This window comes from Cytobacillus sp. Hz8, from assembly GCF_042263505.1.
Classification (GTDB): domain Bacteria; phylum Bacillota; class Bacilli; order Bacillales; family Cytobacillaceae; genus Bacillus_BE.
Map to the genome: position 1 here is coordinate 76152 of NZ_JBHKFI010000003.1, position 15107 is coordinate 91258.

The window sequence follows — 15107 nt, forward strand, 5'->3', positions numbered from 1 at the left end:
TCAGTTCTTTTCCCTTTCAAATCAAAAAACAGCCGAATATTAAAATAATCGGCTGTGTTCTCTTATTGCTTTTATTCAAATCAAGGATATGTTAACTAAACAAGCTTTGCAGCCATGGTGATACCTTTTGGAACACCACAAAGCCAAGATAAACTCCGACGATTCCCATAACACCTGCTAATGCCGGAGGAGCAGGAATTGGTAATTTAAACAAGGAAAAAAGGAATCCCACTATAAAACCTGTAATAATGGATAGTATGACAATCTTCATGCTGACTTCCTCCTCTAAAAACTTTCGATTCAATATTTTTGGGGCATTTCATCTGCCAATTTTTTAGCATCCAAACAATCATGTTTTTTCGCTAAGATTTCTGTCCCACCTAATAAGAAGTATGAATCCAAACGACGCAAAAGGACGTTTCCTTTTAGAAGGGCCTTTATCACAGGCAGGATCTCAAGTTTACCTGTTAAACTTCAGCCTACATTTTTTCTGGCGCGGATACACCAATTAAGGCTAATGCATTTCTTAATGTAATTTGTACAGCTTTAATTAGCGCTAAGCGTGCTTTCGATCTTTCCACATTTTCCATATCCAATACCTTTTCCGCATTGTAGAAGCTATGGAACGTGGATGCCAGTTCAAAGATATAGTTGGCAATACGGTGAGGCAGGCGTTTCAACGCTGCTTCGCCAACTGCTTGCGGGAATTCGCCTAATTTCTTCAATACTTCAATTTCTTTTTCCGCTTGTAGTAATGAGAAATTAGCCTCGCTATCAAGCACTAAACCATTTTCTTCTCCTTGGCGCAAGATGCTGCAAATACGTGCATGAGCATATTGTGCGTAAAATACAGGATTTTCATTAGATTGAGAAACCGCTAAATCTAAGTCAAAATCAAGATGAGTATCCGCACTTCTCATAGCGAAGAAATAACGTGTAGCATCTAAGCCTACTTCCTCTACTAAATCACGCATCGTCACTGCTTTACCCGTACGCTTACTCATTTTCATCTTTTCACCATTTTTATATAGGTGAACAAGCTGGATAATTTCTACCTCTAATGCCTCTTTGCTAAAGCCTAAGGCTTGGATGGCTGCTTTCATTCTTGGGATATAGCCATGGTGATCAGCACCCCAAATATTAATAAGCTGTTCAAAGCCACGATCCAATTTATTTTTATGATAAGCAATATCGGGTGTTAAATACGTGTAAGAACCATCCTGTTTGATTAATACACGGTCTTTGTCATCACCAAAGGTAGTGGAGCGGAACCAGGTTGCTCCGTCTTTTTCATATATATGGCCATTTTCTCTTAATTTATCGAGAGCCTTATCAATTTTCCCGTCATTGTAAAGGGAGGTTTCGGAATACCACACATCAAAAGGAACTCGGAAATCCTCTAAATCTTTTTTCAATTTTTCCATTTCATATTTAAGACCATACTCACGGAAGAAATCAAAACGTTCCTGTTCATCTGCATGAACGTAACGATCTCCAAATTCATCTGCTAGTCTTTTCCCAATGCCTATGATGTCTTCCCCATGATATCCATCTGCCGGCATTTCTTTTTCAAGGCCTAAAGCTTGGAAGTAACGGGCTTCAACAGATAATGCCAAATTATTAATTTGATTTCCCGCATCATTAATATAATATTCACGAGAAACATCATATCCGGCTTTCGCTAAAATATTGCAGAGTGAATCCCCAACAGCTGCACCGCGGGCATGTCCTAAATGAAGGTCTCCCGTTGGATTAGCCGAAACAAATTCTACTTGGATTTTTTGGTGGTTTCCCACATTGGTTTCTCCATAACTTTCTCCCGCTTCTAAAATCACAGGCACTAAATCAGTTAAATAGCTATTATTCATATAAAAGTTAATAAAACCAGGACCCGCAATTTCAATTTTTTCAATAGAAGCCTTTGATTGGTCAAAATGAGAAATAAGATCCTCTGCAATCATTCGGGGAGCCTTTTTCGCCATTCTTGTCAGTTGCATCGCCATGTTAGTAGAATAATCTCCATGAGATTTATCCTTAGGAGTTTCTAATATGACAAATGGGATTTCTTCTTCCGTTGCTAGGCCTGCTTTGATTACTGCTGCTTTAATTTCAGCTTTTAATTTTGCTTGGATTTGCTCGACGATGTTCATTCATTCTCCTCCTTAAACGTGATGTTAATATGGTAAATGCCTGCAATTGAACCATGTATGGCTAAATCATAAATAATGTCCACTGAACCTTCATTATTTTCCTGAGCCAAAGAGTGTTCAAGTTGCTTTGTATATGTAGTCGTATCAAGTGTACCATAAGGGGTCTCATAGCTACCTCGCAGCCTTTGCTTTAATTTAAAGGGCAGCCTCATTTGAATGGCGCCTGTTCGTAAAATTAACGCAGCTCCCTCGGTTACTTTTACAATTGTTTTAATCGTTCCCTCTTCAAGAACTTCCTCATACTGTAAATAATAAGATTGGTCCTTCTGATAGTATTGACCAAAGGTAGTTAATTCAAAAGACTGAGTCTCTTCTTCATTTTGAATCATGGTTTTTACTTTTATTTGTATTGGGACTTGTTCGGCACGCTTTACCTGCAATGGCAACACTTCCTTTACTTCGCTTATTATAATCGAAGTTTCTCTTTTTGTGTTGGGTTTTTGTTCAAATATGCACAAGATCGCAACAATTAATCTCCTCATTCAAGAGGCTTTTATAAGAATTTGTGGTGAACCCAATTATTATAATTATTTTGGATTGGAGATGCAACAAAGCGCAGGCACCAACAAATAGTAGTTGGTGCCTGCGCTTATCTTATTTCACCCAGCCTAATATCATTTCTCTGATTAATTTGCTGGCGGTATTAACAGTTTGTTCTGAATGATCGTAAACAGGTGCCACCTCGACTAAATCGGCCCCCACTACTTTCACATCAGAATGAGCAATTTCATGAATAGAAGCAAGCAATTCTTTCGATGTGATGCCACCTGCATCGACGGTTCCGGTTCCTGGTGCATGAGCCGGATCCAAAACATCGATATCAATCGTCACATAGACTGGACGTCCTGCAAGCTTTGGAAGAATCGTTTTAAGCGGCTGGTGAACCTCAAACTTAGAAATATGAAGTCCAACCTTCTTTGCCCACTCAAATTCCTCCTTCATTCCTGAACGAATGCCAAAAGAATAAATATTTTCAGGTCCGATTAAATCAGCCGCTTTTCGAATCGGGGTTGAATGAGAAAGCGGCTCTCCCTCATAGCTCTCACGTAAATCGGTGTGAGCATCCATATGGATAATCGCTAAATCCGGATACTTTTTATACATCGCTTTAAACACAGGCCAAGAAACTAAATGTTCTCCCCCCATGCCAAGCGGAAACTTATCATGGGCTAATATTTTATCCACATATTCCTCAATCAAGTCTAAGCTTTTTTGGGGATTTCCAAATGGAAGTGGAATATCTCCGGCATCAAAATATTTAACATCCTGTAATTCTCGGTCTAAATAAGGACTATACTCTTCAAGCCCAATGGAAACCTCGCGAATGCGCGCTGGACCAAATCTAGATCCAGGACGATAACTCACGGTCCAATCCATTGGCATCCCATATAGTACGACCTTGCTTTCTTCAAAATTGGGATGACTGCCAATAAATACATTGCCAGAATAGGCTTCATCAAATCGCATGTTCTTATCCTCCAATCCTACGAGCTTATAGGGAGTATGATTATTTCACAAGGTCTTGAACAAATTTAGGTAAAACAAAGGCTGCTCTATGAAGCTCTTTCGTATAATATCTTGTTTCAATTTCATGGAAGCGGTCTTCGCTTACTTCTAGAGGATCATATTTCTTTGAACCTAATGTGAATGCCCAAAGGCCACTTGGGTATGTCGGAATATTGGCCACATAAAGGCGCGTAATTGGGAAAATTTCCTTTACATCTTTTTGAACATGACGGATTAAATCTCCTTTGAACCAAGGGTTATCAGACTGAGCAACAAATAGTCCATCTTCTTTCAACGCCTTTGCAATTCCAGCATAAAAACCTTTTGTAAACAAGTTTACTGCTGGTCCTACAGGTTCTGTTGAATCAACCATGATGACATCATATTCATTTTCGCTTTGGGCAATATGCATGAAGCCATCGTCCACTTTGACCTCTACACGGGGATCATCTAATTTACCTGCAATTTCAGGCAAAAATTTCTTAGAATACTCGATCACTTTTCCATCAATATCGACAAGAGTTGCTTTTTTCACACTTGGATGCTTTAATACTTCGCGAATGACACCGCCATCGCCACCACCAACAACAAGAATATTCTCTGGATTTGGATGTGTGAACAATGGGATATGTGCGACCATTTCATGATAGACAAACTCATCCTTCACGCTTGTCATCACCATATCATCTAAAAGAAGCATATTGCCCCATTGTTCTGTTTCCACCATATCAAGCTTTTGAAAATCCGTTTGCTCCGTATGTAAAGTACGATTTATTTTCATTGTAATCCCAAAATTCTCTGTTTGCTTTTCTGTAAACCAAATACTCAAATCAATCATCCCTTTCACAAGTACATTCAAGCTTTTGGCTCATCCTTTAAGCCATGCTTCTTTTATTGTTATACTACCCTAACAAAAATTTTACAAACATCAGAAAAAGTATAGTTGAATCTAGCAAAAAAGCAAGAAAAATTTCTTATTTTTAATAGAAATGGGTTTAAAACCCTTCTGATTTTTTCATACTGAGAATACAAACTTTACTGGATTGTTTTTCCTTAGTTGAAAAACAGCGAGGTGACTCAAAATGGAACTCATGACCGACCATCGGTTTCGAAAGACATTGAAGTATTTACGGGCAATCATCATTATCAGTTCATTTGCTGTAGCCATAAGCTTTGTTCTCGTGCTTGGCATTTTAGTCTATGCCAAAATTCTCGGTCCTCCTCCTCTGGCCGTCCCGCAATCGACTTTGTATTTTTCCGAGGATGGAAAATTAATGGGAGAAAGCAATAATGGCCAAAAGCGCTATTGGGTTCCACTTGAAAAAATCTCACCTGATTTAATTCAAGCAACTCTTTCAATTGAGGATAAAAGCTTCTATGACCACCATGGCTTTGATTTCAAACGTATTGCCGGGGCTGCTCTTGCCGATGTAAAGGCCTTCTCAAAGGTTCAGGGGGCAAGCACAATTAGCCAGCAATATGCGCGAAATTTATTCCTTGAGCATGACAAAACATGGGAAAGGAAGATTTCAGAGGCTTTTTATACCCTTCGAATTGAGATGAATTATTCGAAGCATGATATTTTGGAAGGATATCTAAATACGATTTACTATGGAAATGGCGGATATGGAATTCAGGCAGCAAGCCAATATTATTTTGGAAAAGACGCCGCAAAGCTCAATCTGGCAGAAGCATCGATACTTGCGGGAATCCCTAAAGGGCCAGGAATCTACTCCCCATTCGTTTCCCTAGAAGATGCAAAAAAACGGCAAAGGATTATTTTACAGTCCATGGTCCGCGACGGATATATCAATCAAAAAACGGCGGATTCTACAATGAAGAAGAAATTGCATTTAGTGGGCGAATATCCAAATCCAAAGGCCGCTGTTGCCCCTTATTTCCAGGATGCTGTTCGCCAAGCCTTAAAAAAGGAGCTGCATCTCGATGAGCGAACAATTGAGCTTGGAGGGTTAAAAGTCTATACAACGCTTGATTTAGACAAACAAAGAGAAGCTGAAAGTACGGTATCCAAACTTATTTCAGACGAATCGGATATCCAGGTAGGAATGGTTGCGATGGACCCTAAAACAGGCTATGTCCGGGCGATGATTGGTGGACGGGATTACGAAAAAAGCCCTTATAATCGTGCGATGCAGGCGGTTCGCCAGCCGGGTTCCACCATCAAGCCGATCCTTTATTACGCTGCTTTAGAGCATGGATTTACTCCAGCTACCTTAATGCGTAGCGAAATAACCACATTCCGCTTTGATGACGAACGGGACGATTACACCCCGCATAATTTCAATAACCAATATGCGGAATCCGATATCACCATGGCTCAGGCACTTGCCCTATCTGATAATGTGTTTGCGGTCAAAACTCACCTTTTTTTAGGTGAGGATACATTGATTGAAGCAGCAAAGAAGTTTGGAATCCACACGCCTATGGCCAAGGTTCCATCACTTGCACTGGGGACCTCAGGGGTTCGAGTCATCGAAATGGCAAATGCCTACAGTATGCTCGCAAATAGCGGAAAACAAGTCTCTCCCATTTTCATAAAACGGGTCGTCAATCATAAGGGAGAAGTCATTTATGAGAATGAGCATGAAACAAAGCAGGTGCTTAATCCGAAAACGGCTTTTGTCATGACTCATATGCTGACAGGAATGTTCGACCCAAAATTAAATGGTTATGCTCATGTGACGGGATATTCGATTATTAAAGATATGACGAGGCATTATGCCGGTAAATCAGGTACGACGGAGTCGGATAGCTGGATGATTGGCTATACACCACAGCTCGTTTCTGCCGTTTGGACAGGATATGACAAAGGAAAACCAATCGAATTAACAGCGGAAAAATCCTATGCAAAAAACATATGGGTTCATTTTATGGAAAAAGCATTGGAGAAAGAGCCAAAGAAGAATTTTAAGGCGCCAAAAGAAACGGTCGGAGTCTATCTCGATCCTGAAAACGGCAAACTTGCTACCAAAAACTGTCCTGTTAAGAGATTAACTTACTTTGTCTCAGGAACCGAACCGACTGACTATTGTACCGATCATTTATCTGAAAATGAGAGCCAAAAAACGAAGAACAAAGAAAAGAAACCGGAGCAAGAAAAGTCTCCTTGGTATAAAAAATTATTCAAATGGGGTGCGTGAAATTTGGGCAGGTTCGCCTCCTTACAATTCGTGATGAGGGAATGCTAAAGAATATAAGTTTTCCCTATCTTATCTGTTGCAACAGTAGAAATAGAAAAGCCTCGGGTGCATGAGATCCGAGGCTTTTCCTGTCCTAGTATTACTGCGTGCTTTGAACTGATTTTAAGTTTACTTTTTTTCGATTAAATGAGCAAGTAGATGCTAAATGAAATTCAAAAAACTGTCACATTTCAAATAAAACAGTTTTTTTAGACAATACTTTGAAGATAGGACATTGTTTTTTAGAAAAATTAAGCTTGCAAATCCTGTTTCAGCTTGGATTCTGCAAGGTCCCACATTCCTTCATCATGTTGGCGAAGAAACTGGGCCAATATCTGCTTCGATTTTGCGTCCATATGATCGACGATGATATGACGTTTAATTGATTTATCCAAACGATTTACATGCTCAGGCAATAGCTTATATCCTCTACGAATTTCACGGTCCACCGTCATCTCGCAAGCTGCCACTCCTGCATAATAAGAACCTTCCTCTTTCCGATCGATTGTAACCCAGACTATCCAATAAGGCTTGCCATTTGGCACCTCATCCTTATTCGGTAAAAACTTAATACCTTTCTCGACCGTACTTCTGGCATGCATGGCTCCGATATCAACAAAAGCTTCTCCTTCATCAACATCAATGATAACTGGTGAGACATTATCGAGACTTAATGACCCCTTTCCAAAACCTTTATGCCCATCCATTGGGTCATTTTTAATAATATTAAAACCAATGTTTTTTTTCTTTTTTTCTTCCATTCCCTAAAAACCTCCATCTATTTACATCAGCAATTGATAGAAAAACTGATCAATGGTTTGCACAATATAAGGTGTAACGGTATTCAAAATGGGATGGATCGTATATTGATCCAGAGGTGTCACCACCAAAATCAAAAAGATTAACGCCCCATATTGCTCATATTGCGTCATCTTTGCCCGAACATTCACTGGTGCTAAGTCCTCAATAATTCGATAGCCATCAAGTGGCGGAAAAGGCAATAGATTAAAAATAAACAAGAGGGCATTCAAGCTAATAAAAATGTTCAAGAAATCCGGTACAAATGTCGGAAGGGTTGAAGCAATCCCACTGGCTGCCAAGCTGTACCAAATGAGAATGGCCAGAATAACGAGCAATAAATTACTTATTGGCCCCGCAATCGAAACTAAAACCCCTGCAAGCTTTGGTTTTTTAAAAAAATAACGATTCACCGGTACAGGTCGGGCCCAACCAAACCCTGCAATAAAGATGAAAAGAGTTCCAAGAGGGTCCAAATGCTGCAATGGATTAAGTGTTAGCCTCCCTTGATTTTTGGCCGTCATATCACCAAATTTATAAGCCACAAAAGCATGAGAGAATTCATGAAGCGAAAAGGCAATCATCAAAGTAATGGCCACATAGGGTATTTGTCTTATATCATAAGCAAGAAACTGACTCCATTGATCCAATCATTATCCCCCCTTTATATATTCCAAATGAAATGATCGCTTTATTTTTCTAAATTATACATGATTCTGGTCCTGATGTGAAAAAGGAGTCCCTCATCGTGGTTGCAATTTTTGCAAAATAATGAAAAACTATAGAACAAAAGCAACCTTTTAGTGAAGACTTGTTATTCCTATCTAAGGTTGCCACCATACTAAACCATATGAAGGAGCTTGATTTTCATGCCATACGTAACCGTAAAAATGCTAGAAGGCCGTACCGAAGAACAAAAAAAGGCATTAGTTGAAAAAGTAACGGATGCTGTCAATGAAACAACAGGGGCACCAAAGGAAAAAATCGTTGTGTTTATTGAGGAAATGACAAAAAATCATTATGCAGTTGGCGGAAAACGTTTAAGTGATGAATAAGCATATGATTATTTTGGGAATTTGAGCAAGAACATGATTTTTACCTATCCATTCGGCAGCCCTTTAAAGAGAATAATAAGTCAATCGAGGGAATGCCTAATGAGTAGTGTTGATAAATTATTAGAGACTTTTGGACAACCATTGTTGGTTGTCCAAAAGTCTCTTTTTTTTGGGGATTTATGGTCGTTATTTTGATTTTTATTGACTGCAAGGCGGGTTGATTCCTCTAATGAACAATATTTACTTTGATTTTACCCTTAGAAAAATCGTTTATTCTTATGAGCGCTACATTTACACTTTATTGAGAACGCTTCTCTCTTTAATTTGCCCGCCCCCTCCACTTATCCCCTCTCCAGAACAAAAAAGCCAAGCCCCGATAGAGACCCAGCTTAAACCATTCTCGCTATGAAATCTTCACTTTCCCCTTAAGACTCTCAATATATTGATAAGCCTCTTCAATTTCTTCTTCAGTATAATGCTGTTTGCTTTTTAAGGTAAAAATCTTGTCCTGCACCTCTTCACGCAGCAAATTATCGAAAAATAATACAGTAGAGACGAGCTCAAGAAATCTAGCATTTTGACGATTCATATCCGTTAAGCAATCCTCTAAAGAGGGCATTTCAATATCCTCATTCAGATTTAAAAATTCCTTCCCGTTCTCCGTTAATGTGTAGCGATATTGATAAAACCCGCTTTTTTTCTCTTTCACTTCATGTAAAAATCCCATATTACACAGTTCTTCCACTCGTAAGGTAAGCTCTTCGGAGTAAGGTCCGTAAAAATGAAATTGAAATCTTTCTTGAAATGGAAAAGATATTTTTTTGGCAATATAAATCATTTTCTGCAGCTTTTTTCTTCCGGCAATCTCGCCAGAAACTTCGATAGCGTGCATGATCTTGGCGTGGTCTTTAAGCACTACTTGTCATCTCCTACTCCATTAATTCCACAAACTAAACCCTTTAAATATCTAAAATCATCCGTATTTGTCTTTTAATATTGCGTTTAGACCTTTCATCGAATAGTAAATCCATCGGAAAATATAATTTATGGTCGGTTCGCCTTTTACCTGAAATGGCATCGACAATCTCGGATTCTCGTGATAGCTCATGAATCTCGCCATTTTTCATCAAAAGCTGAATCGGCAAACGCTCTTCTTCCTCACCTGGACGATAAAAGTCATAAGGGAGGTCTGAAGAAGAATCCACAACTAAATAATAATCCGGGTCCAAACCCGCTTTGGTGAAGAGCATGGAAAGTTCCGTCAGTTTCTTATATTCCTTAGCAGGGTCAAATTCGACATACTTAAACAAATTTCTGTTCATAAAGCGATTGGCCAAATCTCTTAAGATGACATCCTCTTCCTCTTGCCAGATTTGAAAGTAATAGAGGATAACCCCTTCATCTAGCTTTAAATAATCTTCTAACGTTACTTTGTTCTCGAACAATGAATAAAAATGGATGGGGTGCTGTTTAAAGGAATAAGCATGCTCATACAAATACTTCGCTCGATGAAGGATTTTGGTCAAAATCACTTCTGCGCTTCTTGTGACTGGATGGAAGTAGACCTGCCAGTACATCTGGTATCTGCTCATAATGTAATCCTCAACAGCATGCATTCCGGTATGCTTAATCACCACTTGATCCTCTTTTGGGAGCATAACACGCAAAATCCGTTCCATATCAAAATGACCATAGCTCACCCCTGTGAAGTAGGCATCCCTTTGCAAATAATCCATACGGTCGGCATCAATTTGACTAGAAATAAGGCTAATGACAAGCTTATTTTCATAAGTTTTGGCAATCACCTCTGCCACCTTTTTGGGAAAATCCGCACTAACCCTTGTTAGGATTTGATGAACCTCGGTATCTCCTAAAATAATCTGCTGGGTGTAATATTCATGATCAAGATCAAAAACCTTTTCAAAGGAATGGGAAAAAGGACCGTGCCCTAAATCATGAAGCAGCGCTGCACATAAGGTTAGAAGTCTTTCATCATGGTTCCAATCTGGTCGCCATTCAAACACATCATCCACAATTCTTCGGACCACCTCATAAACACCTAGAGAATGGTTAAATCGGCTATGTTCGGCACCATGGAAGGTCAAATAGGTCGTACCGAGCTGTTTGATTCTTCTTAGCCGCTGAAATTCCTTCGTACCGATTAAATCCCAGATGACTCGATCGCGTACATGAATATAGCGATGAACTGGATCCTTAAAAACCTTTTCTTCCATCAGTTTTTCAGCCGAATAAACCATCTTCTCCCCCACTTCCTAGTAATCTTATTCTTATTATAAAGCCAAATCTCCACAATTTGCTAAAAAATTCATGTCCTTTCGACAAAAATTATTCTGCCAAAAGACAGGCTTAAAGCGATGAACAGAAAAAGAAAAACCGCCTAAGCGTTGATCCACAAGGCGATTCTCATTTATTTTTTTAATTTTTGATTGATTTTATCCTTTAATTCAGCTTCTGATAATGCTGCAACTGGGCGATTATTGACAAAAGCAAATGTTTTCTTTCTTCCTGGTCCACAATAAGATTGACAGCCAATTTCAATCTTAGCATCTGGATCAATCTCTTTTAGCATAGGAATTAACGTTTTTAAATTTACTCCCTGACAATCATCGCAAACTCGAAATTCGTTTGCCATTCTTTACATCCCTTTCTACTGAACAACATGCTTGAACGATTCAAGCTCTATTTTATCACTTCTAAAAAAGCGCATGTTCTTCCGATTGAAAAATTAATCTACAGGGTATTTTACATTTTCTTATTTTTTAATGCAAGTTGAAATCATTAGTAAAAGCTTTTGTCTTTCATGAAAAAAATATTCATGGAGCCCGTGCAATTTGATTCTTCTAAGGCTAAGTTCATCTCCGCATGTGACCTTCTTTTCTTATTACTTGTAAAAAATCTACTATCCTTTCAAACCTTTTTTGTATAAAGCTTTCAGATTCTGGCAATCATTAGACTAGAACATTCAAAAATATACTAAAAAATGGGAGTTGAGGAAATATGAAAGTTCGCCAAGATGCTTGGACAGATGAAAATGATTTATTACTAGCTGAAACAGTGCTTAGACATGTAAGAGAAGGAAGCACGCAGCTAAATGCCTTTGAAGAGGTGGGTGACAAACTTAATAGAACAAGCGCAGCCTGCGGTTTCAGATGGAATGCCGTTGTGCGTCACCGCTATGAAAAAGCCCTTTCCCTTGCTAAAAAGCAACGAAAGCAAAGACAAAGAATGCTAGGTAAAGAACAAAGTGGGAAAAAGAAACTACTATATGCTCCACCGATTCCAACGATGGAAGAAGTAGAACCTATCGTTTCTGAGGTCTCTGAGCCTGCAACTACTGATGTGAACGAAGTGATGGAAACCGTTGAAATGAGCCAGGAAATGGCTCCAACCATTCCACCTTCATATCAGCCGGTTCAAAGTGATCTCAATCTCGACCAAGTGATTGGTTATTTACATCGCTTAAAAAATTCCAATTTTCAAGTGGATATTTTGAAAAGTGAGAATGAAAGATTAAAAAGAGAAATGGCTGAAATCAAAAATCGCAATGAATCATTAGAGAAAAAGATAGGGGAGTTAGAGCAAAACTCCGTCACAATGCAAGAAGATTACGAGACATTAATGAAAATCATGAACCGTGCAAGAAAGCTAGTCTTATTTGATGAAGAAGAAAGGCCAGCCACCACGAAGTTCAAGATGGACAGAAACGGCAACTTGGAAAAGGTCGCTGAATAATCGGTTCTTTCAGGGCCTACCGCCTAAATGCAAAAAACCCAAGGAGTATTCGGCAACAATCCCTCGAATTTAGAAAGGCTGCTACCAGATTTAGTTTTGGCAGCAGCCTTTTAGAGTGGAAAACGCCTAATTTATGCAAAAAACATCATTTATTTGATGGATTCAAGCTTTAGGATATGAAAATAGAGCAATGGGAACTATTTATTCGCGATATTTGATTTTTATTCGCGAATCTCCTATATTTGTTCGCGACTTTTAATTTTTATTCGCGAAAATGGTACTTTTATTCGCGAGCGCTGATTTTATTCGCGAAATAGGCCGTTTATTCGCGATTTTCTCAGCATTCTCGCGACTTCTTACATTTATTCGCGGTCTGCCCAGCTTTCTCGCGATTTTCTACACTTATTCGCAATCTGCCTAACCTTCTCGCACTTCCCAACACTTATTCGCGACCTGCCTGCCCTTCTCGCACTTCCCAACACTTATTCGCAATCTGCCATACCATAACACCACATCTTTATAACGCTATTCCCGCACAAACTGAAGAAAAATTCCACATTCTCAAAAAAACTTCTCATTCCGCTCAATGATCCGCTGATAATACTCTTCGAATAAGGGCCATTCTTGATCCATTAGTTGTCCCATATACAAAGTCTCACTCTTTTTCTGAAGAGCTTGCAAAAAGCGTAGCATAACATCTTGAATAGATAATGATACGCCAAGAAGCTCCGATAAAGATTCCATTACACTCGGATTGATAAAGGGGTATTTAAACTTCGTTTCTTCGCCTTTTTGTGCAAGGAAATAAAAGTTTTGCACCAGCTCCGCTCTCTTGCTGCCACTATCTTTCACGCAAAGATAGATTTGAACAGCCACACCATTTCTGATTCTGCGCTGGGAGATTCCTGCGAATTTTTTTCCATCAATACTCAAATCATAGCTTCCTGGACAATAGGACCCTTCGATTTCCCTTGCTTCAATTTCTTGATGGAAATCGGCAAACATTTCCTTGATTAACTGAAACATTGCTTCATATCCCCGATTAATATCAATTCCTTTTTCCTTCTCAGGAAAAATTAATGAGAGATTCAATACCCCTTCATCAAGGACAACCGCAAGCCCACCTGAATTCCGCACAATGTAATGATAGTTTTGCTCTTTTAGATAAGTTAGTCCGTCCGCTAAATAAGGCAATCTTGTATCTTGTATCCCTAATACGATCGTATTGTGATGGACCCATGCCCTTGCTGTTGCAGGAGTAGTACCAGAACCAACTGATGCACATAATGTATCATCCATTCCAAATGATTGAAGGGGATCTAAATGGAGTCCCGTAACAGATTGGTCAATGACCCTCCATTCCTTCTGATACAATAATTCTTGTGCTTCATCCATGGCTTTAGCTCCTTTTTCCTGATTTAAAAAATTTCTCACTATCCCGTTTTCTTTGGAGATATCATTATACCATTTTCCATAAAAGATTTCTTAATGAAGGGGAAAAGCTTGCGGTAAAACAAATCCATGCTTTGAATAGAATCACTTAGGAACCAGCCCCGTTTGCAAGGATGTTTCCGATGTTTGGATCGGTTTATTTTTTGTCATTCCTACGACAACCTTGATTGGTTTATTGATTATGGCTTGTATCCTATTGAGCACCGTGAGATTTAGTTGCTCAACTACCTAGCTTTTTGCAGAAATCGCGAATTATTGGGTTAAAAAAAGCATGATCAATTGCGGTTGAATGGAACAGTCCCCCCTTAGCCTTTGGATTAAAAGGGGTGCATCATGACTGTTGAGGGTAGAGATGCTGTTTCTATTTTTGCAAGGATTGCTTTTCAAGGAACTCTTACATGGATTTCATCGACGGGCTTTTCGAATTTGGTTTGTTTGCTTTTGGAATTATGTAAACTGTCCGGATGGGGCTTGTTTCGGATTCGGTTGCTGCAGAATCCATTTTGGACGTCTGAATCTGTTTGGACTCCTTTTTGGTCATTTTCCTTGATTTTTGTCTATTAACGGTTCGCTTTGGGACTCCTTTCCGACCTTTTCCTGCAATCCTGTCCATAAATGGTACTCTTATGGACTCCTTTTCTTCTTTTCCCTGGTTCCTGTCCATTAACGGCACTCTTATGGACTCCTTTTCCTCTTTTTCCTCGTTTCCTGTCCATTAACAGCTCGCTTATAGACTCCTTTTCCTCTTTTTCCTGCTTTCCTGTCCATTAACAGCACTCTTATGGACTCCGTCTCCTCTTTTTCTCGCATTTCTGTCCATAAACGGCTCGCTTATGGACTCCGTCTCCTCTTTTTCCCTAATTCCTGTCCATTAACAGCACTCTTATGGACTCCTTTTCCTCCTTTTCCCGCATTTCTGTCCATTAACGGCTCGCTTATGGACTCCGTCTCCTCTTTTTCCTGCTTTCCTGTCCATTAACAGCTCGCTTATGGACCCCGTCTCTTCTTTTTCCTGCTTTCCTGTCCATTAACAGCTCGCTTATGGACCCCGTCTCTTCTTTTTCCTGCTTTCCTGTCCATTAACAGCTCACTTTCTCTTCTTCCCTCGACTCCTGTCCAATACCGGACACCTC

At 39.4% G+C, this 15107-nt stretch carries 15 protein-coding genes; 3 read left to right on the forward strand and 12 right to left on the reverse strand.

Translation table 11 applies throughout. The features are described from left to right. Positions 1 to 91: 91 nt before the first annotated feature. The 5 genes from ACE38V_RS05520 to speE form a co-directional block, all read right to left on the reverse strand. Positions 92 to 271, reverse strand: coding sequence for a XapX domain-containing protein (locus ACE38V_RS05520; protein ID WP_375840208.1), 180 nt, complete (start codon positions 269 to 271; stop codon positions 92 to 94). 208 nt (positions 272 to 479) lie between these two features. Then, the gene (argS, locus tag ACE38V_RS05525) at positions 480 to 2150 is read right to left on the reverse strand and encodes an arginine--tRNA ligase (protein WP_375840209.1); all 1671 of its coding nucleotides are present in this window, start codon (positions 2148 to 2150) and stop codon (positions 480 to 482) included. Further along, positions 2147 to 2590: a YwiB family protein gene (locus ACE38V_RS05530; RefSeq protein ID WP_375840210.1), complete on the reverse strand. Its 444-nt coding sequence runs from the start codon at positions 2588 to 2590 to the stop codon at positions 2147 to 2149. The genes argS and ACE38V_RS05530 overlap by 4 nt, the downstream gene beginning before the upstream one ends. A gap of 214 nt (positions 2591 to 2804) precedes the next feature. Next, positions 2805 to 3677 (reverse strand): agmatinase, encoded by an 873-nt coding sequence (gene speB, locus ACE38V_RS05535; RefSeq protein WP_375840211.1) that lies wholly within the window; start codon positions 3675 to 3677, stop codon positions 2805 to 2807. A 40-nt stretch (positions 3678 to 3717) separates the two neighbouring features. Continuing rightward, on the reverse strand, positions 3718 to 4545 hold the full coding sequence (gene speE / locus ACE38V_RS05540; protein ID WP_375840442.1) for a spermidine synthase: 828 nt from the start codon (positions 4543 to 4545) through the stop codon (positions 3718 to 3720). Positions 4546 to 4798: 253 nt separating this feature from the next. Here speE and ACE38V_RS05545 point away from each other — a divergent pair, with 253 nt between their 5' ends. Further along, on the forward strand, positions 4799 to 6877 hold the full coding sequence (locus ACE38V_RS05545; RefSeq protein WP_375840212.1) for a transglycosylase domain-containing protein: 2079 nt from the start codon (positions 4799 to 4801) through the stop codon (positions 6875 to 6877). A gap of 290 nt (positions 6878 to 7167) precedes the next feature. Here ACE38V_RS05545 and ACE38V_RS05550 read toward each other — a convergent pair whose 3' ends face one another. Next, positions 7168 to 7677 carry a YwhD family protein gene (locus ACE38V_RS05550; RefSeq protein WP_375840213.1) on the reverse strand — a complete coding sequence of 170 codons (510 nt, stop codon included), beginning with the start codon at positions 7675 to 7677 and terminating at the stop codon, positions 7168 to 7170. A gap of 21 nt (positions 7678 to 7698) precedes the next feature. Next, complete coding sequence (locus ACE38V_RS05555; RefSeq protein WP_375840443.1) at positions 7699 to 8298, reverse strand: site-2 protease family protein; 600 nt, start codon at positions 8296 to 8298, stop codon at positions 7699 to 7701. 285 nt (positions 8299 to 8583) lie between these two features. Between ACE38V_RS05555 and ACE38V_RS05560 the strand changes: the two genes are divergently transcribed. Continuing rightward, positions 8584 to 8769 (forward strand): 2-hydroxymuconate tautomerase, encoded by a 186-nt coding sequence (locus ACE38V_RS05560; protein ID WP_075983231.1) that lies wholly within the window; start codon positions 8584 to 8586, stop codon positions 8767 to 8769. A gap of 403 nt (positions 8770 to 9172) precedes the next feature. Here the strand turns inward: ACE38V_RS05560 and ACE38V_RS05565 are convergent, their stop codons facing one another. The 3 genes from ACE38V_RS05565 to ACE38V_RS05575 all read right to left on the reverse strand — a co-directional run bounded on the left by ACE38V_RS05565 (position 9173) and on the right by ACE38V_RS05575 (position 11422). Beyond that, a complete protein-coding gene (locus tag ACE38V_RS05565) occupies positions 9173 to 9685 on the reverse strand; it encodes a YwgA family protein (RefSeq protein ID WP_375840214.1) in 513 nt (170 codons plus the stop codon). 43 nt (positions 9686 to 9728) lie between these two features. Then, positions 9729 to 11027, reverse strand: a complete 1299-nt coding sequence (locus tag ACE38V_RS05570) for an HD domain-containing protein (RefSeq protein WP_375840215.1) — start codon at positions 11025 to 11027, stop codon at positions 9729 to 9731. Positions 11028 to 11197: 170 nt separating this feature from the next. Then, entirely contained in the window at positions 11198 to 11422 is a 225-nt protein-coding gene (locus ACE38V_RS05575; protein WP_375840216.1) for a YuzB family protein, read from the reverse strand. A 365-nt stretch (positions 11423 to 11787) separates the two neighbouring features. Here ACE38V_RS05575 and ACE38V_RS05580 point away from each other — a divergent pair, with 365 nt between their 5' ends. Then, positions 11788 to 12522: an RsfA family transcriptional regulator gene (locus tag ACE38V_RS05580; protein ID WP_375840217.1), complete on the forward strand. Its 735-nt coding sequence runs from the start codon at positions 11788 to 11790 to the stop codon at positions 12520 to 12522. Between the two features lie 561 nt (positions 12523 to 13083). On the opposite strand, the gene lipL is transcribed toward ACE38V_RS05580, so the two are convergent. Then, positions 13084 to 13917, reverse strand: coding sequence for an octanoyl-[GcvH]:protein N-octanoyltransferase (gene lipL, locus ACE38V_RS05585; RefSeq protein ID WP_375840218.1), 834 nt, complete (start codon positions 13915 to 13917; stop codon positions 13084 to 13086). A gap of 451 nt (positions 13918 to 14368) precedes the next feature. Then, entirely contained in the window at positions 14369 to 14638 is a 270-nt protein-coding gene (locus ACE38V_RS05590; RefSeq protein WP_375840219.1) for a hypothetical protein, read from the reverse strand. Positions 14639 to 15107: the final 469 nt, after the last annotated feature.